The organism is Dactylosporangium sp. NBC_01737, assembly GCF_035963215.1.
GTDB lineage: Bacteria > Actinomycetota > Actinomycetes > Mycobacteriales > Micromonosporaceae > Dactylosporangium.
This window is the reverse complement of record NZ_CP109153.1, coordinates 13,200,339-13,221,443: the sequence shown is the minus strand read 5'-3', so window position 1 is coordinate 13,221,443 and position 21,105 is coordinate 13,200,339. Positions and strand designations below refer to the sequence as shown.

Genomic DNA, 21,105 nt, shown 5'->3' with positions numbered 1-21,105 from the left:
GCACCGGGAGGGACGGCGGCGCACCGGGAGGGACGGCGGCGCGCCGGATCAGCGGGGCGCGCCGAGGCCTTCCAGCGCGGCAAGGTAGACCGGCGGGACCAGGTTGGGCCCGTCGCCCCGGAACGCGGCCTCGACCTCCGCGTCGGACGGCAGGGTCGCCTCCGCCGTCAGCGCCGAGACGATGAGGGTGTCCTTCCACTCGTCCTGCCCCGCGAGGAGGCGCAGCGCGACGAGGGACTCCTCGATCTCACCCACGCACTCGAACGGCTTGTGTGCGGTGAGACCCATCAGCTCCCGGTACCCGGGCAGCTGCGTCGCGTCGGCGAAGATGTCGGTGCCGAAGATCCCGAGCAGGCGCTCGCGGCCCGTGAACGGCGCCATGGCGAGGAAGACGAACCGGCACTTCGGGCAGTGCCCGCACCACCGCTCGGCCGCGTCGCGCTGCTTGAACGCCGCGTTGCAGCTGGTCACGACCGAGTCGTAGGCGGTGAACTTGGCGAACAGCGCGGCGATGTGCAGCTCCGACAGGCCGCGCAGCAGCGAGAAGTACGCCTCCTGCAGGCCGGCGTGGGCGAGCAGCGCGTCGCGGAGGTGCGCCTCGGCGGGCAGCCCCTTGGACCACTGGTGGTTGATGTCGCGGCCGAGCCAGTTGAGGTTGGGCACCGAGGCCGAGGCCTCGTTGGACATGACGACCGGGCCGAGGCCGTGCATGAGCGAGGCGGCGACCGCGATCAGCGAGTTGATCGCCGTCACCGGGATGTGGCCGTTGTACGCGCCGCTCGCGTTGAGCTCCCGCATCCGCGGGTCGAGGGTGCGGCGCACGGCGCGGGTCGGCTGCGGCGACACCGCCATCACACTGCGGATGATCGGGTTGGGGTTGACCGCGAACAGTACCGGGTCGAGCCCGGCGCGCTGCAGCGCCTCCATCGTGACGATCGAGTCCTTGCCGCCGCCGACCGCGGCGACGGGCGGGCCGGACGGCTCGTGCACGACGGCCGGCGGCTGCGCATACGGGCCGGGCACGATCTCCAGGTCCAGCACGTACGCCAGCTGGTTGGTGTACGCGAACTCGCCGAGTCCCTCGCGGTACAACGCCATGACCCACGGCAGGGCCTTCTCCGCCAGCGGGAAGCCGAGCTCGACCTGCTTCGGCGCGGCGATCTTGTAGTAGGACGTCGACGCCGCGACGTAGAGCAGGTCGAGGACCCTGTCGAGGGCCGGGTGCACGACCGACGGCGGTCCGAAGTCGACGGTCTCGGTGAGCACGAGGTCACCGAGCGCGTAGTGGAAGCGGGCGACGCCGGTCGCCGGGTCGAACTCCCGGCCGGGGAAGCGCAGCGCTTCGACGTTCACGCGGGATCTCCTAGCTCGGCGACGCGGACCGGGCAATGGTAGCCGCCGCGAAGGTGCCGCCGGCCGCGTCACGCAGTCGGGTTCCCGCCTGCCCTACGTCGCCGCCGCCGTTACCGATCGTGACCGGGATCGCCGTCAATGGCGGATGCACGTACGCTCGGGCCACGTGTACCCCAGCGGCAGTGGTGAACGCACCGGCGCCGACGATGACGCTGCGTGAGTTCCAGGGGGTGGCCAGGCGAGCTGCGGCGACCGCGTCGCGCCGCCAACGGACGCACAGACATGGGGGCGACAAAGCGTGGGACAGATGCACTACGGCGAGCCGACCAACCCCGTATCAGGCAGGGCGAGCGTTCCCGGACCTTCGGACGGATGGAGTGGCCGGGCCTCCGTCGGCAGGGCCGGCGCGCCGGTGCCGCCCGTCCCGGACGAGCCGGTGACCGGCCGGGCGTCCGTGCGCGGCGCGGTGCCGCCCCCGGTGCGTGCCTCGGCGCGGGTCGGCGGGCCGCCCGTGGAGACCCCGCCCGAGTCCGGCAGGGACAGACCGGCGCCGACGGCCAGGGCGAAGCGACGACGCAGACGCAACATCATCATCGCGTCGCTGGCCGCGTTCATCATGCTCACCGGCGTCGGCATGGTGGCCGGCACGTACTACTTCGACCAGGTAGGGCTGCCCGACGACCTCACCCTCGAGCAGTCCACGTCGATCTACTACGCCGACGGCCCGCTGATGGCCCGCATCGGCAGCAAGAACCGCACGCTCGTCACGTTCGAGGAGATCCCGAAGCACGTGCAGCAGGCGGTCGTCGCGGCCGAGGACAACACGTTCTACACCAACGACGGTGTCGACTACTGGGGCGTCGCCCGCGCCGCGTGGAACAACGTCACCGGCGGCGACCGGCAGGGCGCCTCGACGATCAGCCAGCAGTACGCCCGGAAATGGGCCGACCTCGAAGGCGTCACCTACGCCAGGAAGGTCCGCGAGGCCGTCATCGCGCTGAAGCTCAACAAGTCGTACAGCAAAGACCAGATCATGACGATGTACCTCAACATCATCTATTTCGGCCGCGGCGCGCACGGCATCCAGGCGGCGTCGTTCGCCTACTTCAACAAGCCCGTGAAGGACCTGTCGATGGCCGAGGGCGTGGTGCTCGCCGGGATCATCAAGAACCCCTCGGGCGACAACGAGAAGGGCAGCCCGTCCGACCCGACGGTCGACCCGGTCAAGGCGGAGGCCCGCTTCGACTACATCCGCAAGCAGATGGTGGCGCTGAAGTTCGTCTCCGAGGCGGAGGCGAAGGAGAAGCTCACGATGCCGACGACCGTCATCACCCAGGCGCAGAACCGGGCCAACAACCTCACCGCCAACACCGCCCTGGACAAGCCCGAGGGTCTCGCCGTGCACCACGTGATGCAGGAGGTCGCGGCGCTGACCGACCCGAAGACCGGGCTGCCGCTGTACGAGAGCGTCGACCCCCAGGGCAAGAAGAACTTCGACAAGATCCGCGACGGCGGGCTGAAGATCGTCAGCACCCTGCACTCCCAGATCCAGCAGGTCGCGGTGCAGGAGGCGAGCGGCTCCAGCAAGGAGTCCAACATGTTCGGCCAGAAGCCGAACCTGCAGGCCGCGCTGGTGGCGGTCGAGCCGGGCACCGGCGCGGTCAAGGCCTACTACGGCGGCGACAAGGGATCCGGCAACGACTATGCCGGCTACTACGTCGATCCGGTGCTCAGCGACGGCGAGCCGAACTGCTGCGGCGGCCACCCGCCGGGCTCGACCTTCAAGATCTACACGCTCGCGACGGCGCTGATGGCCGGGTACAGCATCAACTCCTACTGGAACGGCGTGCCGCAGGACTTCCCGGGCCGCACGGCGGCGCAGAAGAACCAGATCAAGAACGCGACCGAGGGGACCATCCCGGACTGCAAGTCGGGCTCCGGCACCTGGTGCACCTTGGAGGAGATCACGGTCAAGTCGCTCAACGTGCCGTTCTACGCGATCACGCTGGAGCTCGGCGCGGACAGGGTGATCGACACGGCCCGGGCGGCGGGCGTCACCAGCATGTGGGCGACCGTCGAGGGGGAGAAGCTGCCGCAGCGCCAGGACCTGGTCAAGCTGACCGGTAAGGACGTCGCGCCGAGGTACTTCGGCAACGAGGTCGGCTTCGGGCAGTACCCGATCACGGTCCTGGACCACGCCGGCGGCCTGGCGACCTTCGCGGCCCGCGGCATGGCGGCCAGGACGCACTTCCTGAAGGAGGTGTGGGAGAAGGAGAAGCAGACCTACGGCGAGGTGCTCAAGCCGCAGCGGATCCCGGGCTTCACCGATGGCATGGCCGACGACCTCAACACCGTGCTGCAGGGGGTGCCGGCGAAGTACAAGCTGAAGGCCGCGCACGGCTACCAGCTGGCCGGCAAGACCGGCACGTGGCAGCTGGGCAACACCACCTCGCAGGGCAACGCGCACGCGTGGATGGGCGGCTACGTCCCGCACGACACGGCGAAGAAGTCGCCCGGCCTGGCGGCGGCGGTCTGGGTCGGCAACAAGGGCGAGGAGGTCGCGATCAAGGACAAGAACGACGCGAACATCATCGGCGGGTCGCTGCCCGGCCCGATCTGGCGCGACTTCATGGACGGCGCCCTGACGAAGGTCAAGATGCCGAAGGTGTCGTTCCTGCCCTCGAAGGGCGTCGGCGACAAGGACGTCGGCAGTGGCGTCTCGCCCGGCCCGAGCACCCCGGCCGACAACCCGACACCGAGCCCGAACCCCAATCCGAACCCGAACCCGAACCCCAGCCCGAGCAAGTCGGGCACCAGCCCCAGCCCGAAACCCAGCCCCAGCCTGAGCCGGCGCAACTGACCCGGGCGGCGGCCACGGCGCGTGCCGTGGCCGCCGCGGTCACGGCAGCTTCTTCGTGCCGAGGTCGCGGATCGAGGCGCGCAGGAGCGTCCTGCTCGACACGTTGAGGAAGCAGTGCGCGGTGCGGTCGCCGACGGCCCACTGGCTCGCGGTCAGGCCGGTCCAGAACGTGTAGATGTCGGCGCGCTGATACAGCTGGGTCTGCGTGACCCCGAGGAACTGCGCGATCTTCAGGTAGCAGGCGTCGCCGGCGAGCTCCTTGAGCCGTTGCTGCGCCGGGTACTCGCCGTCGGGGGCGGTCCACGCGCCGACGAACTCGGTGTCGTGCGGGACGTCGCAGGTGACGGGCTTGACGGCGTCGACGGTGCGGTAGAAGCCCTTGGCGTCCTGGTCGCCACCGGCGAGCTGCACACACGTCAGCGCGAGCGGGCGGTCCTGGGCGAGGCCACCCTTGACGCTGCCGACGCGCTCCAGCGGCGCGAACATGTCGTCGGCCGCCTCGGCGATCCCGCACAGGTACTGCCGCCCGCCGGCCTGCCAGACCGCGGGGAGCGGCATGCGGAAGACGGGGAAGAGCCGCCCGGTGCGCCAGTCGCCGCCGAGATACGCGGTGGCGGCCTTGTCGCACTCGGCGAACGCGGCGCGGCTCGGGTCGCTGTCCCAGGCGGGCGGGGCCGCCGCGTCGGGGACGGCGCCGCCCCCGACGACCTCGACGGTGTGCGGCTCGGCGCAGTCGATGGCCTGCAGCGTCGCCGCCGACGGCTCGAACGCGCTGACCGCGCCCTTGAGGCAGGTGCCGGCGGCCGGCGGCGCGTAGGAGCGGCGGGCAGCGCCGCCCAGCCGTTGATCAGGTCGCCGTCGGTGCCGGCCGGGTCGCCGCAGCCGGCGAGCGCCGCCGTCAGCCCGAGGGTCAGGCCCAGCAGCGCCGCGCTCGTGCCCCGGCGCACCCGTCAGCCGCCGGCGGGACGGTGGTCGACGACCTCGGAGGTCTTGTCGTCGCCGGGCTCCTCCCGAAGGAAGTACACCGAGCCGACGGCCATGGCCAGGCAGAGCACCAGCAGCGTGGCGATGATCGCGATGAGGGCGATGACCATCCTGTCCCGCGGCGGGCGGCCCGGCCGCGGCGCGAACCGCTGCGTGAACTGCGGCGGGAACTGTGGCGGAACCTGGTCCGGGAACTGTGGCGGTGTGCCGGGTGGCGGCCCGTAGTGCGCCGGATCCGGCTGCTGCGGCGGGTACGGACCGGTCATGTGGTGACCCTACCGGTACCAGGCGCGCAGCGCCGTCAACAGGTCCCGGCCGCCCAGGGACGGCGGCGGGGTGGGCAGCTGCCGCAGCAGGAGGTCCCGGCCGGTGACCGCGGCGGGTTCGGGGTCGGCGAGCGGCACCGGTGGGTACCAGAAGCGCTCCAGCTCGACGTCGGGCTCGTCCATGTCGGCCAGTACCCGGGCGGCACCCGTCGCCACCGGGACCTCGGTGACTGCCGCGGGGCCGGTGGCCGTGCCGGTGCGCAGGGTCCGCAGATTCGCCAGGAGCGCGTCGCGGGTCCGGCCGCGCCACAGCAGGATCTGGAACGGGTCGGCGTCGAAGCGCTCGGCGAGCAGGTAGAACGTGGCCGCCAGGTGCTTGCACGGCACGGCCGCGTCCGGGCAGGAGCACCGCATCGCGAGATCGCGCACGCGGGCCGGGAACAGCGGGGCGTCGGCGTCGGCGAACACGTCCTCGACGTGCGGGGGCAGCTCGCCGGCGAGGAGCTTCGCGGCGCCGAGGGCCTCCGCCGCGAGCGCCGTCTCGACCCGCCGCCACACGTCGTCGTCGAAGACCTGCAGGGCGATGCTCACCCGGTACGGGGTGGGCCGCGACCCCTGCACGACGCCCGCGACGACGCCGGGGTCGACGGTGAGCGACAGGACCTGCCCGGCGCGGGCGTAGTTGCGGCCGCGGGTGAGGCGGGTGCCGAGGGCGAAGGACTCGAGCACGCCGAGGAACCGCTTGCTCCACCAGCTCTCACCGATGGCGCCGCGCGCGCTGCGGGCCCGGATCCCGCCCTCGACCTTGACCGTGCGCGACCCCCAGAACTCCGGGGTCGTCATGCCTGCAGCGCCTCCAGGCCGGGCACGACCACGCGCGGGACGAACTCGACGACCTCGTAGGAGGCGAGGTTCTTCTGCTTGAACGGGTCGAGGGACAGCCGCGCCTCCAGCTCCAGGCGGGGCAGGCCGGCCGCGAGGATGACGCCGCCCTTGCGGGGGACCTGCGCGCCGGAGGCGAGGAAGATCCCGTCCTCGTACTGGGCGTCGAGCCATTCGCGGTGCGCGGGCATCGCCTCGTCGATCTGCTCGACGTCGACCAGGTAGCTCAGCGTGATCACGAACATCGCAGCAGTCTAGCCCTGTTCGAGGAGGGTCACTCGACGACGGCGCCGGCCTCCAGCGCCAGCAGCGAGCGCAGCTCCGTGGTGGACAGCTCGGTCAGCCACTGCTCGCCGGTACCGACGATCTTCGCCGCCAGGCCGCGCTTCTCGTTGATCATCGCCGCGATCTTCTCCTCGACGGTGCCGGCGGTGACGAACTTGCGGACCTGCACGGCGCGGCGCTGGCCGATCCGGAATGCGCGGTCGGTGGCCTGGTCCTCGACGGCCGGGTTCCACCACCGGTCGACGTGCACGACGTGGTTGGCGGCGGTGAGGGTCAGGCCGGTCCCGCCGGCCTTCAGCGACAGCACGAACACCGCCGGCGAGGACGGCGACGCGGCCTGGAAGCGGGCCACGAGCGTGTCGCGGGCCGGCTTGTCGAGGCCGCCGTGCAGGTAGGCGACCTCGCGGCCGAGGCGGGCGGAGAGATGGGCGCGCAGCATGCCGCCGAACTCCGCGTACTGGGTGAAGACCAGGGCGCGTTCACCGGCGGCGAGGACCTCGTCGAGGATCTCCTCCAGCCGCAGCAGCTTGCCGCTGCGCCCGGACATGCGGCTGCCGTCGCGCATGGCATGCGCCGGGTGGTTGCAGATCTGCTTCAGGCGGGTCATGGTCGCCAGGACCAGGCCGCGGCGGGCGACGCCCTCGCTGCGCTCGATCTTGCCGAGCATCTCGTCGACGACGGCCTGGTAGAGCGACGCCTGCTCGCGGGTGAGGTTGCACAGCACCTCCATCTCCAGCTTCTCCGGCAGGTCGGAGATGATGCCGCGGTCCGTCTTGAGCCGGCGCAGCACGAAGGGCTGGGTGATGCGGCGCAGCCGCGCGGCCGCGTCGGCGTCGCCGTGCCGCTCGACGGGCTCGGCGAAGCGTTCCTTGAACTTGCGGGCCGTGCCGAGCAGGCCGGGGTTGGCGAAGTCCATGATCGACCACAGGTCCGCGAGCCGGTTCTCCACCGGGGTGCCGGTGACCGCGATGCGGTGCCGGGCCGGCAGCCCGCGGACCGCGACGGCCTGTTTCGTGGCGGCGTTCTTGACCGCCTGCGCCTCGTCGAGGACGAGCCGGTGCCACGACAGGGACTTCAGCGCCGTCGCGTCGCGGGCGGCGATCGCGTACGTGGTGATGACCAGGTCCGACGCGGCGACCGCGGCACGGAAGTCGGCGCCGCGAGCGCGTTCGGCGCCGTGGTGGACGTGCACGCGCAGCGCCGGCGCGAACCTGGCCGCCTCCCGCTGCCAGTTGCCGACCAGCGACATCGGGCAGATCAGCAGCGTCGGGCCGGGCGCGTCGCCGGAGAGCAGCGCCAGCAGCTGCACGGTCTTGCCCAGGCCCATGTCGTCGGCGAGGATGCCGCCGAGCCCGGCCGCCTCCAGGAAGGTCAGCCAGCTCAGGCCGCGCAGCTGGTACGGGCGGAGGCTGCCGTGGAACCGCTCCGGCGGCTCGGCGGCCGGGACGCGCAGCTCGGTGTCCCCGGCCAGCAGGTCGCCGAGCCACCCGTCGGCGGCGACCTCGACGACCGGCAGCCCACCGGGGCCTTCGGTGTCGCCTCCGGCGAGGTGCAGCAGGTCCGCGACGGTCATCGAGGCCTCGTCGGCCTGCCGGCGCATGATCTCCAGGCCGGCGGCGAGGCGGCGCGGGTCGAGCTCGACCCACTGCCCGCGCAGCTGGACGAGGGGTGCCTTGAGGTCGGTGAGGCGGCGCAGCTCCTCCTCGGTGAGCGGCTCGTCTCCGATGGCGAGCTCCCACCGGTAGTCGATGACGGAGCCGAGGCCGACGGCGCTGGTGGTGGCGACGGTGCCGGGCTGGGTCGCCGACGGGCTGCGGGCGGTGAGCCGTGCGCCGAGCCGGGCCTGCGGCCTGCGCCACCAGCCCGGCAGCAGCATCCCGAACCCGGCGCTCGCCAGGAGCGGCGCGTGCTCGCTGAGCAGCTGGTGCGCGCCGGCGGTGTCGAGGGTGAGCGCGGCCGGCCGGGCCGAGCGCAGTGAGTCCTCCAGGGCCGGGTACAGGCGGCTGGCCCGGCCGAGCTCCGCCAGGAGGGTCTCCTGCGGCGCGGGGACCTGCCACTGCGACAGCTCCAGCGGGCCGGGTGCCGTCCAGACCGTGCCGGCGTCCACGACGAGGCTCGGCTCGTCGGCGGCCTGCAGCGCGAACTCCAGGCGCCAGACCGGATCCTCGTCGCCGGCGGCGGCCTCTTCGAGGGTGCCGGGCTCGGGCGGTTCGATCAGCCGGAAGCAGGCGCGGACCGTGCCGCCGACGGCGTCGGCCTGCCACGCGAGGAGGTCGGCGCGCAGCTCGGCCAGGCCGGCGGTGGCCGCGGGCAGCGTCCGGTCGGTGCCGGTGAGTGCGGTGAGCCACGCGCCGGCGAGCCCGGGCACGCGGTGGTGGCAGCGGGCAGCACGGCGCGGGCGGCGGCGTCGACGAGGGTGTCGAGGAGCTCGGTGAGCAGCGCGCCCGCGACGGCGCGCCGCCGAGGACGGCCTGCGGCAGCGACAGCGCGAGGATCGGGTGTACGCGGCGTCCTTGCCGGTCAGCACCGGCACCCACCGGGCCTCGTCGCCGCCGGGCGCGGTGACCACGCCGGGCAGCATCCGGCCGCGGCGCACGAGCGAGGCGGCGAACGCGGCGACGGTCGCCAGGGCGCGCACGGTGTCGCCGAACACGAAGTCGTCGGTGCCGTCGGCGCCATCGGCGGCGGTGATCGCGACCAGGGTCGAGCGCAGCAGGGCGTAGGCGTCGTCGGGGCCGTACTCGACGGTGTCGACCGTCCACTCGCTCAGCCGGAGCGGAGTGTCGGCGGGCGCGAGTCGTCCCAGGGCGGCGGGCGACGGCTCGGGCAGGCCGCCGCGCGTCGGCAGGGTGAGCGTCCGGGTCGCGGGCACGCCGGTGTCCTCGTCCAGGCGCAGCCCGCGCACGGCGAACGGGTGCGGCGGGACCTTGGGGCGGCGGCCGCGGCGCTGCGCCGGAGGTAGGTCGGGGTCCTCGGCCCAGAGGCAGAGACGGCCGTCGAGCCAGGCAGCGTGCACGACGATCACCCGCGCGAGCCTAGCCGAGGACCGCTGACACGAGCGGCTGAACCTCTGTTCAGCGATGAGTGTCGTTGCTACCGTCCGGTAGTCACGGCTACTCGGTGTGGGAGTTCGAGGCGTACCCGCGTTGCCGCATCGACCGGTGGCGGCCGATCTCGTAGACGTGGGGCTCGGCCGCCGCCCAGGTGATGTGCTCACCCGCCCGGCTCAGCACGCAGGTCTCCACGTGCAGCTCGACCAGCACGTTCTGGCCGAAGCCGGGCGGCGGCCCCGACAGCGACCGTTCGGCCAGGAACGCGGCGGCGACGCTGCGCCGCATCGCCTCGTCGCGCGGGAACCTGGCCCGGCCGGTCAGGTAGAACGCGTCCTCGCCGTCGTTGAGCGGAAACGTGTGCAGCGCGAACCGGTCGTCGCGCAGCAGGTCCTCGAGCTTCGGGGAGACCATCAGCAGCGCGAACAGCCCGTCCTCGACGAGCAGCGGGCTGACCGGGTGGACCCGCGGGCCGCCGTCGGCGCGCACCGTGCCCAGATAGGCCAGGCCGACGCCGCTGCGGTAGAGCAGCGCGCGACCCGACGAGGCCAGGTCCGGCGCCGAACGCCGGAAGCGCCCCCACGAAAGCATGGCAGCCAGACTGGCGTACCCCCGCCCCCGGGGTCAACGTCCGACCGGGCGACACCTTCCGCGTTTCCGCCCCGCCCTGACCGGCGACGGTGCGTGAGCCAGGAACGGCAGGACGATGCGCACGCATCAATCGGCGTCAGTGGCGAGGTGACGGTATCGTCGCTCGGATGGCTGCCGAGTGCGCAATCGTCGACTGTGGTGTGCTGGCGATCGGCCGGTGCCGGGACTGCGGGGCCGCATTCTGCATGTCGCACCAGGGCCGCAACCCGGCGACCGGCGACGGCTACGCCGCGCTGTGCGAGCCGTGCGCCGCCCGCCGCCATGCCGCGGCCGCCGACCAGGCCCGCAACGTCGGGCCCGTGCAGCGCCTCGGTGACGAGCAGCGCTGGGTCATGTCCGGCCAGGCCGTCCGCGACCTGGTCACGAAGGGCGTGCCGGGCCGCCCGGTGATCGAGCAGCGCCGCCGCACCGTGAAGCTGCGCTTCGGCGGCGAACGCGTCGAGATCGACGAGATCGAGGTCGGCACCCTCTGGGTCGCGGGCCGGTTCGAGTGGACGCAGCCCGTTGACGGGGTCGCCGAGACCCGCGAGTGGAACACCGCGCTGCTCGCCGAGCCCCGCGGCGGCTATCCGGTCGCGTCGTTCCGGCAGGCCGTCGCCCGGTGCCGGGTCACCGAGCTCGGCGCCACCCTGGTCCGCGACGCCGGCGCCGAGCTCGAGGCCCGCGCCGTCCCCCTCATCGCCCAGGCGATCCGCCGCCTGCTGCGCTGAGCCCGTGGGAGACTCCGGTGTGCTCACGCTTCCTGAGCCCTGCGTGGTCGTGCTGGTCGGGCCCGGCGCGGCCGGCAAGTCGACGTGGGCGCAGACGCACTTCGCGGCCGACCGGATCGTCAGCAGCGACCGGCTGCGGGCCCTGGTCGGGGCCGGCGAGGACGACGTCACCGCGAGCGCCGACGCGTTCGCGCTGCTGGACACGGTGGTGGCGCAGCGGATGCGGCGGCTGACGACGGTCATCGACACCCTCGGCCTCGACCCGCAGCGGCGGGCGGCCTGGGTCGCGGCGGCGAAGGCGCACGGGCTGCCATGCGTCGCGATCGCGTTCGACACCCCGGCGGCGCAGTGCCGGGCCCGGAACCGGGCCAGGACCACGAAACGGATCCCCGCCGACGTGCACACGTCCCAGCTCCGGGGCTGGGCGAAGACGCGTGAGCTGCTCGCATCGGAGGGTTTCGACGCGGTACACCTGGAGACGCCCGCCCGCACGGTGCCGGAGGTGTTCGTCGAGGCCGCCGAGGCACGGGACCGGCAGCTGGACGACCCGGCGCGGCTGCGGTTCGGGCTGCACATCGGCCGGTTCCAGGGCGTCGACGTGCGGCAGAGCGCCGCGCAGGCCGAGGAGGCCGGGTTCGACGCGATCTACGTGATGGACCACTTCCGGCAGATCCCGCAGCTCGGGCGCGCCTGGGAGGACTTCCTGGAGAGCTACACGACGCTGGCCTACCTCGCGGCGTGCACGACGAAGGTGCGGCTCGGCGCGCTGGTCACCGGGGTGACGTACCGCAACGTCGCGCACCTCGGCAAGATCGTGGCGACGCTGGACGTGCTCAGCGGCGGCCGGGCCGTGTGCGGACTCGGGCTGGCCTGGTTCAAGGAGGAGCACGTCGCGTACGGCTGGCCGTTCCCCTCCGTCGGCGACCGGTATGCGCTGCTCGAGGACGCCCTGCAGCTGCTGCCGCTGCTGTGGGGCAAGGGCAGCCCACGCTTCGAGGGACGCAGCCTGACGGTGCCGGAGGCGCTGTGCTACCCGAGGCCCGTGCAAGAGCGGGTGCCGATCATCGTCGGCGGCAACGGCGAGCAGCGGACCTTGAGGCTGGCTGCCACCTACGCCGACGCCGCCAACGTCATGGGCGACCTCGCCACGGTGCGGCGCAAGGCGGAGATCCTGCGCGGCTACAACCCCGCGACCCGGCTCACGCACCTGGGCACCGCGCTCGTGGCCGCCGACGACCGGCACCTGGCCGAGCTCGTCGAGCGCGGCCGCGGCCGCAGGTCCCGGGAGGCCTACGCGAAGGAGGTCAACGCCGGCACGGTCGCCGACCACATCGGGCGCTTCCGGCAGCTGGCGGACGCGGGGGTACGCGAGGCGATGGTCCGCCTGCCCGACCCCGCATGTGTCGGACCGATGGCGGAGGTGATGGCCGCCTTCCGCTGAGGCGTGCCTCCTGATGCCGCCGGGCCGGGCCGGCGCCGGCCCGGCGGCCGTCGTGGCTATGCGGGCAGCAGCGAACGGTCGGACTCGGTCAGGGCGAGGATGTCGCTGGTGAGCGGGGCGTACACGCGGCGCAGCAGGGCCGGGTCGCCGACGCTCGCGACCGCCGCGAACACGGCCCGGGCCAGGCGTTCGGCGAGTTCCGGCGGCACGGCTGCCCGGGCGGCGACATCGGCCAGGAAGTCCAGGTGCACCTCCTGGTCGTACAGATGCTGATAGGACCACAGCGGTTCGGCGAGCGTCGGTGGCAGCTCCGCGGCGAGGTGATGCACCCAGCCGTCCGGCAGGCGGGTGGCCAGTGCGTGCAGCACACCCCGGATTGCCCGCCGGGTCTCCTCCGCGGTGGCGATGCCGGTCTTCTCGCGGACCTCCGCGATGAACACGTCTTCATACATGAGGCGAACGCTCCCCATCGCGCAGGTGAAGCACCATCACCAGCAGGGAGCGAACGGAGCAACGGCACGCGCTCATCCGCGGTGGGTGGGACAGGGTCACCCGGTGGGCGCCCAGCATGGCCGCGTACATCCCCTCATCGTTGGGAGACACCCTGATGGCTTTCCTGGTGACCCGACCCGGCCGAGCGTTCACGTTCCCGTCGGCGGCGATGCCCCGCATCGGTGGCGTGCCGGTCGACATCGAGGAGACCGCCGACGCCTACCGGGTCGACCTGGACCTGCCCGACGTCGATGCCGCCGACGTGCGGATCGACCTGCGGGACAACGAGATCCGGGTGGCGGGCAACTACCGCGCCCGGGTCCGCAGCGGCACCATGCACCACCACGCGCGGCAGGAGGGTGAGTTCGAGTACCTCATCGGGCTGCCGGGCGACATCGACGACGACCGGGTCGAGGCGAACCTCGACAGCGGCGTCCTGACCATCGTCGCGCCGAAGTCGCGCGGGGAGCAGGCTCGGCGCATCACCGTCAAGGCGGCGCAGGGCCAGCTGAGCCAGCAACGCGCGCAGGCCGGCCTGCCGGGCACACAGGGCCAGCCGGCGCAAGGACAGCAAGGCCAGCCGGCGCAGGGACAGCCGGGTGGCCGGCAGCAGCAGGAGCAGGAGCAGGGGCGGCCGGACGCGGCGCAGCAGCCGCGGCCCGCCGACACGCCGGCCGCGCAGGCGAAGCAGATGCGTGAGGGCCAGTCCCGGCCGGGACCGGCGAGCCAGCAGGCCGGGAGCACCGGCACCGGTAGCACGGGCCAGGTCGGTCGCAGCGGCATGAGCTGAGACCGGGGCGGCCCAGCACCGTGGAGGCGCGCGACGAGGCGGTGCCGGCCCAGCAGTTCGGGCCGGCCGTCCGTCGACGCGGTCGGCGCACCAGTTGGGGGGACCGATGCCGGTTGACACCCGCGACTACTACGCAGACCTCGGCGTGCCGAGGACCGCCCACCGGGAGGAGGTCCGGCGCGCCTACCGGACCCTCGCCCGCCTGCACCACCCGGACGTGAACCGCGAACCTGGCGCGGAGGAGCGCTTCAAGGCGATCGCCGAGGCGTACCAGGTCCTGTCCGACCCGCGGCGGCGCCGCGACTACGACGCGAGCCAGGCGACCGCGGACGACTGGCTCGGCAGTCTGTTCAGCGGCCTCGGCGCGGCACCGGGCCGCCAGGCCGGCCCGCAGCGCCGCCGGCCCCCTACAACCAGCCCGGGCCCCGCGACCAGGCACCGCAGCAGGGGCGGCCCGGCGCGGACAACCAGGCCGGGTTCGCGGTCGCCGTGGAGGACGCGTACCACGGCGGCCGGCGCACCGTCACGCTGCCCGGACCGACCGGGCGGCCCCGGCAGTACACCGTGGACGTCCCGGCGGGTGTCGCCGAAGGGCAGCGTATCCGGCTCGCGGGGCAGGGCGCGCCCGGCAGCGACGGCGGGCCGTCCGGGGACCTCTACCTCGTCGTGCACCTGTCACCGCACCCCCGGTACAAGGTCCACGGCCGCGACATCATGGTCGAGCTGCCGGTGGCCCCGTGGGAGGCGGCGCTCGGCGCGCCCGTGCAGGTCCAGACCCCCGGCGGGCCGGTGCGGCTCGACGTGCCGCCCGGCTCGTCGTCGGGGCGGCGGCTGCGGCTGCGGGACAAGGGGCTGCCGAACCCCCGAGGCGCCGCCGGTGACCTGTACGTCAAGGTACGCATCGTCGTCCCGCCGAATCTGTCCGAGCGCGAACGGCGGCTCTACGCGGAGCTCGCCGCGGCGTCCACGACCGACCCCCGGAGCCCGGCATGACGTTTCCGATCGTGAAAACGGCACGGCTGCCGCTGGAGGCTTTCGCCGCCGCGGCGGGGCTGCACCCGGATCTGGTGGCGCGCCTGGTCGCGCTGGGCCTGGTGGAGGTCGACACCGGACCGACCGGCGCGCTCGGGTTCTCGGTCCACGAGCTGGCCACCGTCGCCCGGATCCGCAGGCTGCACGACGACCTGACGCTCAACTACGCCGCCGTCGGGGTGGTCCTGGACCTTCTCGACCGGATCGACGAACTCGAAGACCGACTCGCTAGGAGGGCATGATGCTCAGAAGAGAAGCGTGGTTGCTCGGGGTGCGCGGGGTCCTCGCGATCGTGTTCGGGGTCCTCGCCGTCATCTGGCCCCAGGTGACGGTGATCGCCCTGGCGTTGCTGTTCGGTATCTTCGCGATCGCGACCGGGATCGAGCAGATCGTGCACGCGATGCGCCCGTCCGCGGGCGCGACGAACCCGGTCACGGGCTTCGCCGACGGCACCGGGCCGCGGGTGGCCCGGGTGGTCGCCGGGCTGTTCGGGCTCGCCGCCGGCATCCTGGCCATCGTGTGGCCGGGGATCACCGCGGTGGTCCTCGCGGTCCTGGTCGGCGCGTGGGCGATCGTGACCGGCATCGCCGACCTGTGGCTCGCCACCCGCCAGCACGGCGGCTGGACCCTGGCGCTGGTCGGTGCGATCTCCGTGGTCGCCGGGCTGTTCGTGGTGATCCGCCCGGCCGCGGGCGCCGTCGCCATCGCGTGGGCGATCGGCCTGTACGCGATCGTCAGCGGCGCGCTGCTGCTGTTCGCCGCCTACCAGCTGACGCACCAGGGGCGGGGGCGGCTCTCCGCCGCACACTGAGGGGGCGGGCTCAGGAGCCCGGCCGCTGGAGGAGCCCGCCGGCTGAGGAGCCGGTGGCTCGGGGCCCGCCGGCTCAGGGGCCCGGCGGCACCTGCTCCTGCGACACGTGGGCGTGCACGATGCGCCAGCCCTCCGGGAGGCGGACCCAGGTCTGGGACTGCCTTCCGGGTCGACCCTCGCCGCCGGGGTAGTCGAACATCGTGGTCACGGTCGCCAGTTCGGACCCGAACGTGGTGACCCGGGTGTCGTACAGGCGCCGGCCGGGCGGCAGTTGCGCCTGGGCGGCCCGCCACGCCCGCAGCTCGCCGGCGCCGGCCTGCCGGTCCGCGATGCCGAAGCGCACCACGGCGGGGGAGTCCCAGAACGCCTCGGCGAGGGCGGCGGTGTCATTGGCGACGAGCGCCTTCTCGTACGCCTCGAAGGCCGCCGTCACCTCGGCGACGACGTCGTCCCGGTCGATCCGCACGGCTGTGCCTCCCAACTGCAAGCGGCTTGCATGACGGTCCACGCGAGGTGGTCCCCAGGTAGGAGGGGACCACCTCGTCGTGGTGAACCTACGGCGCCGGAGCCGGAGCCGGAGCGGTCGCCGGAGCCGGAGCGGGAGCGGGCGATGGAGCGGGCGAGTCGGCGGCCGGCGCGGCGGGCTCGAGGGCCGCCTCGCCGTGCAGCCGGTCCAGCTCGATCTCGTCTGGCTCCTTGGCCCGCGGCTCGGGCCGGCTCAGCGCGAACAGCCCGCAGACCACCGCGATGAACAGGTAACCGAGCGCGACCTGGCCGTTGGCGTTCCATGCGACCTTCTCGCCGTGGATCAGCCCGACGAAGGCCAGCAGCGACCCCGACAGGGCGAAGATCCCGGCGTGGATGAAGCGTTTGTCGATGATGAACGCGACGATCGAGCCGAACACCAGACCGGCGAGGATCGCGCCCTGGCCGAGGGTCAGCAGGCCGCCGTAGATGACGCCGTTGCCCTCCAGGGCCGCGTCGCCGACCTTCGCGGCGTTGGTGCCCGCCGCCGCCAGGGAGTTGTCGATCTGGCTGGTGGCCCATTGCGCGATGTTGGGTATCAGCGCCGCGATTACCGCCGCCGCGTGCGCCTTGGGCGAGAACTGGAACGCCTGCGCCCCGATCAGCAGCCCGATGTAGAGCAGGATCGGCACGATCGCCGGCAGCGGGAAGATGGCCCCGAGGAAGCCGAACAGGCCGAGGAAGCACAGGATCGCGATGACGATGCCGGTGGCCATCGAGTAGCCGCTGCCGCCGCCGGCCTTCTTCCAGCCGGGGTGCCCGACGTACACGGCCGGGGGGAACGGCGAGCCGAGCGCCGCACCGATGATCGCGCCGGCGCCGTCGGCCAGGAGCACGCTGCGCAGGTTGTAGTTGTCGCCGGCCGCCGCGGCGCTCTCCACGTTGGACATGCCCTCGGTGAAGTTGTAGACGCCGAGCGGGATCGCGGTCGCCAGCAGCGGCGCCACGTCGGACAGGCCCGAGGTGAGCAGGTTCAGGTGCAGCCCGGGCAGCGCGAATCCGATGTCGTCGACGGCGGCGCTGACCGCGTTGCCGTCCATGGCACCGCCGGCCCAGCCGATCGCGGTGCCGACCAGCAGCGCGGCGAGGCCGATCGGGAAGTTGCCGGGCAGCTTCGTGTCGGTGAGCAGGCCGATGAGCAGCAGCGCGAACACCGGCAGCGCGACCCACGCGAGGTCCCACATCCGGGCCGCGGGCAGCATCGAGATGAAGGTGATGGAGATGCCGGCGAGGGTGCCCAGCAGCGCCGCCCGCGGCGCGTACTTGCGGATGTAGGGGCCGACGAACGCGCCGATGAGCACGATGACGCCGATGATGAACGCCCACGCCAGGCCGGCCTTCCAGGCCAGGGTCGGGTTGTTCGTCTTCAGGTACACCGGCAGCATGATGACGAAGATGACGATGAACATGTGCGGCACGCTCGGCCCGTAGGGCAGCGCCGTGACGTCGGTGCGGTTCTCCTTGCGGGCCAGGCGCCGGGCCAGGAACGTGTAGTAGACGTTGCCGGCGACCAGCGCGATGCCGAGCGCCGGCAGGATCGCCTGGAAGACGTCGCCTTCGCTGAGCTTCACCACGAACAGGCACAGCGAGGTGAGCGTCAGCACGTTCACGAGGACGTTGACGCCGAAGCCGAAGAAGGCGTTGGTGTCGCCGCGGACCCACCACGGGATTTTCAAGGATGCGGTGTCGGTGCTCGTAGCCATGACTCACGTCCTCTGCAGAGACGGTTGAAGTGCGGCGATGAACGCGGTGGACGGCGCGACCCAGCCGAAGATGCCGCCCTGCGCGGCGATCATCCTCAGGCCCGCCTCCTGGAACTCCGGGAAGTACGAGCCGACGCAGTCCGACAGCACGAGGCACTCGTAGCCGCGGTCGTTGGCCTCCCGGACGGTGGTGTGCACGCAGACCTCGGTCGTCACGCCGGCGACGACGAGGCTGCGGATCCCCTGCGCGGCAAGGACCTCGCCGAGGGTGGTGTTGTAGAACGCGCCCTTGCCGGGTTTGTCGATGACGAGCTCGCCGTCTGCCGGTGCGAGCTCGTCGATGATGTCGTGGCCGTGCTCCCCGCGGATCAGGATGCGTCCCATCGGGCCGGGCGCGCCGATGCGCTGGCTGGGTTCGCCGCGGTTGAGCTTTGCGGGCGGGCAGTCCGACAGGTCCGGCAGGTGCCCCTCGCGGGTGTGGATGACGGTGAGCCCGGCCGCGCGGCAGGCGCGCAGCAGCGCTTCGGTCGGTTCGATGACGCGGCGCAGCTGGGAGACGTCGTTGCCGAGCGTCTCGCCGAAGCCGCCGGGCTCCATGAAGTCGCGCTGCATGTCGATGACGACCACTGCGGTCGTCGCCGGGTCGAAGGTGAAGGGTCCGGGTGTGGCGTCGAGGGTGGCCATTGTGGACGCTCCCAAGTGGACTAGTGGACGGTCGCCGCGATGACGTCGGAGGACGTGGCGACGCAGCCGAAGACCCCGCCCTGCATGGTGACCATGTGCAGGGCGGCGGCGTGGTTGGACGGGTCGGTGGCGCCGGTGCAGTCCGACAGGATCAGGCACTCGTAGCCGCGGTCGTTCGCCTCACGCATCGTCGTGTGCACGCACACGTCGGTGGTGATGCCGGTCAGGATGATGTGCGTGATGCCGTGCGTGCGCAGGACCAGGTCCAGGTTCGTGGCGTAGAACGCGCCCTTGCCGGGCTTGTCGACGACGACCTCGCCGGGTGCCGGCGCCACCTCCGGCACGATCTGCCAGCCGGGCTCGCCCTTGATGAGGATCCGCCCGCACGGCCCGTCGGAACCGATCTCGGCCCCGATCTGTGCCGAGCGCCAGCGCTTGTTGGGCGGCAGGTCCGACAGGTCCGGGTCGTGGCCCTCCCTGGTGTGCACGACCAGCATGCCGAGTCCCCGCACGTGGTCGAGCAGCTTCGCGGTCGCCGGCAGCCCCGCCCGGGTCAGGCCGATGTCGTAGCCCATGCTGTCGACGTAGCCGCCCGGGCCGCAGAAGTCGGTCTGCCAGTCGATGCACAGCAGCGCCGTGCGCCCGACCGGGACCGAGCCGTCATACGGCCAGGCGTAGGGCCTGGCGCCGACGACCGGACCGATGCTTGCACTCATGCCGTCACCTCCGGCGCCGGCCTGAGCCAAACCTGCGACGCTGACTCGCTCCGTTTCACTCCGCTCATTGCCCCTCCTCTTGCCGGTGTGCCCGAAAGCCCCCACTGGCGGTGATGTCCTGCGCCGCGCCGGCCGCGTACGCCTCGCAGAGGAACCCCTGCACGATCTGGCCGTCCACGGTGGACAGATAGCCGATCGACAGCGGTTCCTTGACGCTGCTGAGCAGGGCACCGACCGCGCTGCTCGGCAGCCGCCAGATCTCGACCTCGATCTGCGCGCCCTGCCCGGCGCCGACCCGGACCAGGCCGGGCACCCCCGTCGGCAGCCGGTACAGCCGGTAGCACGCCTCGGTGCGCGTCGTGCGCGCGAACCGCCCTCCCAGCGCCACCAGCTCCGCGTTGCGCGACTCGCCCCGCAGGTGGTGCCCGACCACCGCAAGCTCGACGGTCGGCGGCTGCGCATGGTGGACGGGTGCCGCCTCGCCCTTGAACGCCGCGGCGAGCCCGAGCAGGGTGCCCTCGGTGAACGCCGGCCCGATCAGCGACAGGCTCGCCGGTCGCCCCTCCGGCGTCATCCCGTTGGGCACGGTGACCACGGCGAGGTCGAGCAGGTTCGCGAACTGGGTGTAGCGGCCCAGGATCAGGTTGCGCCGCAGCGGCTCCTCGGTGATCTCGTCGAGGGTGAACGTGGTCGGCACCGTCGGCAGCGCGAGCACGTCGACCTCGGTGAACAGTCGCGCCGCGGCCGCCTTGAGCTCCTGCAGCCGGTGCTGGGCGCGGAACGTGTCGACGGCGCTGAAGCGGTGGCCGCCCCGCAGGATGCCCAGCGTCAGCGGCAGCACCGAGTCGGCGTGCCCGGCCAGGAAGTCCTCGAGGTCGGCGAGCCGCTCGGCGACCCATGGCCCCTGGTAGAGCAGGTCACCCGCCTCCAGCAGCGGCGCCGGGTCGACCTGGGTGACGGCCGAGGTCAGCCGCGCCGCGGTGAGACAGCCGGCGACGTACCGCTCGGCCTGGCCGTGGTCGCCGTCGAACTCGAGCACGTCGGGCCTGGCGACGCCGAGGCGGACGGCCGCCGGTGGGAGGCTTTCACCGGAGGCCGCCCGCGACCAGGGGTCCTCCGCGGCCGGTCCCCGGGCCACGTCCAGGACGGTGCTGGCGTCGGCGACGTCGAGCGTGAAGATCGAGACGCAGTCCAGGGACCGGCAGGCGGGGACCACGCCGGCGGTGCTGAGCAGGCCGCGGGTCGGCTTGAGCCCGACGATGCCGTTCAGCGCGGCCGGCACCCGCCCGGATCCGGCGGTGTCGGTGCCGAGGGAGAACGCGACGACGCCCGCCGCGACGGCGACCGCCGAGCCGGAGCTGGACCCGCCGGCGATGAGGCCGCCGCCGAAGACGCTCTCGACGGCGCCGTACGGGGAGCGGGACCCGGTGAGCCCGGTCGCGAACTGGTCGAGGTTGGTCTTGCCGACCAGCATCGCGCCGGCCGCCAGGAGCTTCTCGACGACGGGGGCGCTGCGGGCCGGGGTGTAGGCGTACGCCGGGCAGGCCGCGGTCGTCGGCATCCCCGCCACGTCGATGTTGTCCTTGACGGCGAACGGGATCCCGTACAAGGGAAGGCTCGGGTCCTCCAGCTCCGCCGCCCGGGCCCGGAGTGCCTCGGGGGAGACCCGCGTGATCCACACGCCGGGCGCGGACGGAGCGGCGATGACCTGCTCGGCGACGTCGCCAGGGGTGAGCGTGCCCGCGCGGTAGGCGTCGCGGAGGGCGGCGATCCCCGTCTGGGTGGCGAGTGCGGTCATGCTGTCGATTGTCGACAGTTCTGTTTCGCCAAACCGCGGCGCATGTAACGCGTCGATGTCCTGCGGCCGGTT

The 21,105-nt window shown here is 72.8% G+C and carries 19 protein-coding genes and 2 pseudogenes; 8 read left to right on the top strand and 13 right to left on the bottom strand.

Features of this window, described 5'->3' with window-relative positions; translation table 11 throughout:
* Positions 1–48: 48 nt before the first annotated feature.
* A complete protein-coding gene (locus OHA72_RS61105) occupies positions 49–1,353 on the bottom strand; it encodes a MurL-like N-terminal domain-containing (protein WP_327005210.1) in 1,305 nt (434 codons plus the stop codon).
* 412 nt (positions 1,354–1,765) lie between these two features.
* On the opposite strand from OHA72_RS61105, the gene OHA72_RS61100 reads away from it, so the two are divergent.
* Entirely contained in the window at positions 1,766–4,213 is a 2,448-nt protein-coding gene (locus OHA72_RS61100; protein WP_327005209.1) for a transglycosylase domain-containing protein, read from the top strand.
* A 39-nt stretch (positions 4,214–4,252) separates the two neighbouring features.
* Here the strand turns inward: OHA72_RS61100 and OHA72_RS61095 are convergent, their stop codons facing one another.
* The 6 genes and pseudogenes from OHA72_RS61095 to OHA72_RS61070 form a co-directional block, all read right to left on the bottom strand.
* Positions 4,253–4,960, bottom strand: a complete 708-nt coding sequence (locus OHA72_RS61095; RefSeq protein ID WP_327011901.1) for a septum formation family protein — start codon at positions 4,958–4,960, stop codon at positions 4,253–4,255.
* A gap of 203 nt (positions 4,961–5,163) precedes the next feature.
* A complete protein-coding gene (locus OHA72_RS61090; RefSeq protein ID WP_327011984.1) occupies positions 5,164–5,463 on the bottom strand; it encodes a hypothetical protein in 300 nt (99 codons plus the stop codon).
* Positions 5,464–5,472: 9 nt separating this feature from the next.
* Positions 5,473–6,306: an SWIM zinc finger family protein gene (locus OHA72_RS61085; RefSeq protein ID WP_327005208.1), complete on the bottom strand. Its 834-nt coding sequence runs from the start codon at positions 6,304–6,306 to the stop codon at positions 5,473–5,475.
* Positions 6,303–6,590 (bottom strand): YciI family protein, encoded by a 288-nt coding sequence (locus OHA72_RS61080; protein ID WP_327005207.1) that lies wholly within the window; start codon positions 6,588–6,590, stop codon positions 6,303–6,305. Before OHA72_RS61080 ends, OHA72_RS61085 begins: the two co-directional genes overlap by 4 nt.
* Positions 6,591–6,619: 29 nt before the next feature.
* Positions 6,620–9,655 (bottom strand): annotated as a pseudogene (locus OHA72_RS61075) (SNF2-related protein).
* A gap of 88 nt (positions 9,656–9,743) precedes the next feature.
* On the bottom strand, positions 9,744–10,271 hold the full coding sequence (locus tag OHA72_RS61070; protein ID WP_327005206.1) for a pyridoxamine 5'-phosphate oxidase family protein: 528 nt from the start codon (positions 10,269–10,271) through the stop codon (positions 9,744–9,746).
* Positions 10,272–10,438: 167 nt separating this feature from the next.
* Here OHA72_RS61070 and OHA72_RS61065 point away from each other — a divergent pair, with 167 nt between their 5' ends.
* Both OHA72_RS61065 and OHA72_RS61060 read left to right on the top strand, forming a co-directional pair.
* Positions 10,439–11,041 (top strand): hypothetical protein, encoded by a 603-nt coding sequence (locus OHA72_RS61065; RefSeq protein WP_327005205.1) that lies wholly within the window; start codon positions 10,439–10,441, stop codon positions 11,039–11,041.
* 19 nt (positions 11,042–11,060) lie between these two features.
* On the top strand, positions 11,061–12,482 hold the full coding sequence (locus tag OHA72_RS61060) for an LLM class flavin-dependent oxidoreductase (RefSeq protein ID WP_327005204.1): 1,422 nt from the start codon (positions 11,061–11,063) through the stop codon (positions 12,480–12,482).
* Positions 12,483–12,538: 56 nt separating this feature from the next.
* On the opposite strand, the gene OHA72_RS61055 is transcribed toward OHA72_RS61060, so the two are convergent.
* A complete protein-coding gene (locus OHA72_RS61055; protein ID WP_327005203.1) occupies positions 12,539–12,934 on the bottom strand; it encodes a DUF2267 domain-containing protein in 396 nt (131 codons plus the stop codon).
* Positions 12,935–13,089: 155 nt separating this feature from the next.
* Here OHA72_RS61055 and OHA72_RS61050 point away from each other — a divergent pair, with 155 nt between their 5' ends.
* The 5 genes and pseudogenes from OHA72_RS61050 to OHA72_RS61030 all read left to right on the top strand — a co-directional run bounded on the left by OHA72_RS61050 (position 13,090) and on the right by OHA72_RS61030 (position 15,607).
* The gene (locus tag OHA72_RS61050) at positions 13,090–13,764 is read left to right on the top strand and encodes an Hsp20/alpha crystallin family protein (protein ID WP_327005202.1); all 675 of its coding nucleotides are present in this window, start codon (positions 13,090–13,092) and stop codon (positions 13,762–13,764) included.
* 106 nt (positions 13,765–13,870) lie between these two features.
* Positions 13,871–14,014, top strand: a pseudogene (locus tag OHA72_RS61045) (DnaJ domain-containing protein); the annotation flags it as partial.
* A gap of 239 nt (positions 14,015–14,253) precedes the next feature.
* Complete coding sequence (locus tag OHA72_RS61040; RefSeq protein ID WP_327005201.1) at positions 14,254–14,757, top strand: J domain-containing protein; 504 nt, start codon at positions 14,254–14,256, stop codon at positions 14,755–14,757.
* Positions 14,754–15,038, top strand: coding sequence for a chaperone modulator CbpM (locus OHA72_RS61035; protein WP_327005200.1), 285 nt, complete (start codon positions 14,754–14,756; stop codon positions 15,036–15,038). Before OHA72_RS61040 ends, OHA72_RS61035 begins: the two co-directional genes overlap by 4 nt.
* A complete protein-coding gene (locus OHA72_RS61030; RefSeq protein ID WP_327005199.1) occupies positions 15,038–15,607 on the top strand; it encodes an HdeD family acid-resistance protein in 570 nt (189 codons plus the stop codon). The genes OHA72_RS61035 and OHA72_RS61030 overlap by 1 nt, the downstream gene beginning before the upstream one ends.
* Before the next feature lie 73 nt (positions 15,608–15,680).
* Here OHA72_RS61030 and hpxZ read toward each other — a convergent pair whose 3' ends face one another.
* The 5 genes from hpxZ to atzF all read right to left on the bottom strand — a co-directional run bounded on the left by hpxZ (position 15,681) and on the right by atzF (position 21,033).
* Entirely contained in the window at positions 15,681–16,073 is a 393-nt protein-coding gene (gene hpxZ / locus OHA72_RS61025) for an oxalurate catabolism protein HpxZ (RefSeq protein ID WP_327005198.1), read from the bottom strand.
* A gap of 88 nt (positions 16,074–16,161) precedes the next feature.
* Positions 16,162–17,835: a SulP family inorganic anion transporter gene (locus OHA72_RS61020; RefSeq protein ID WP_327005197.1), complete on the bottom strand. Its 1,674-nt coding sequence runs from the start codon at positions 17,833–17,835 to the stop codon at positions 16,162–16,164.
* A 3-nt stretch (positions 17,836–17,838) separates the two neighbouring features.
* Entirely contained in the window at positions 17,839–18,519 is a 681-nt protein-coding gene (locus OHA72_RS61015) for a cysteine hydrolase family protein (protein ID WP_327005196.1), read from the bottom strand.
* A 20-nt stretch (positions 18,520–18,539) separates the two neighbouring features.
* Positions 18,540–19,235, bottom strand: coding sequence for a biuret amidohydrolase (biuH, locus tag OHA72_RS61010; RefSeq protein WP_327005195.1), 696 nt, complete (start codon positions 19,233–19,235; stop codon positions 18,540–18,542).
* A 64-nt stretch (positions 19,236–19,299) separates the two neighbouring features.
* Positions 19,300–21,033, bottom strand: a complete 1,734-nt coding sequence (gene atzF, locus OHA72_RS61005) for an allophanate hydrolase (RefSeq protein WP_327005194.1) — start codon at positions 21,031–21,033, stop codon at positions 19,300–19,302.
* Positions 21,034–21,105: the final 72 nt, after the last annotated feature.

Coding starts and splice junctions, on each gene's coding strand:
- OHA72_RS61090 (WP_327011984.1), bottom strand. CDS start 5,463: ATGACCGGTCCGTACCCGCCGCAGCAGCCGGATCCGGCGCACTACGGG.
- OHA72_RS61085 (WP_327005208.1), bottom strand. CDS start 6,306: ATGACGACCCCGGAGTTCTGGGGGTCGCGCACGGTCAAGGTCGAGGGC.
- OHA72_RS61080 (WP_327005207.1), bottom strand. CDS start 6,590: ATGTTCGTGATCACGCTGAGCTACCTGGTCGACGTCGAGCAGATCGAC.
- OHA72_RS61070 (WP_327005206.1), bottom strand. CDS start 10,271: ATGCTTTCGTGGGGGCGCTTCCGGCGTTCGGCGCCGGACCTGGCCTCG.
- OHA72_RS61065 (WP_327005205.1), top strand. CDS start 10,439: ATGGCTGCCGAGTGCGCAATCGTCGACTGTGGTGTGCTGGCGATCGGC.
- OHA72_RS61055 (WP_327005203.1), bottom strand. CDS start 12,934: ATGTATGAAGACGTGTTCATCGCGGAGGTCCGCGAGAAGACCGGCATC.
- OHA72_RS61050 (WP_327005202.1), top strand. CDS start 13,090: ATGGCTTTCCTGGTGACCCGACCCGGCCGAGCGTTCACGTTCCCGTCG.
- OHA72_RS61035 (WP_327005200.1), top strand. CDS start 14,754: ATGACGTTTCCGATCGTGAAAACGGCACGGCTGCCGCTGGAGGCTTTC.
- OHA72_RS61030 (WP_327005199.1), top strand. CDS start 15,038: ATGCTCAGAAGAGAAGCGTGGTTGCTCGGGGTGCGCGGGGTCCTCGCG.
- OHA72_RS61020 (WP_327005197.1), bottom strand. CDS start 17,835: ATGGCTACGAGCACCGACACCGCATCCTTGAAAATCCCGTGGTGGGTC.
- OHA72_RS61015 (WP_327005196.1), bottom strand. CDS start 18,519: ATGGCCACCCTCGACGCCACACCCGGACCCTTCACCTTCGACCCGGCG.
- biuH (WP_327005195.1), bottom strand. CDS start 19,235: ATGAGTGCAAGCATCGGTCCGGTCGTCGGCGCCAGGCCCTACGCCTGG.
- atzF (WP_327005194.1), bottom strand. CDS start 21,033: ATGACCGCACTCGCCACCCAGACGGGGATCGCCGCCCTCCGCGACGCC.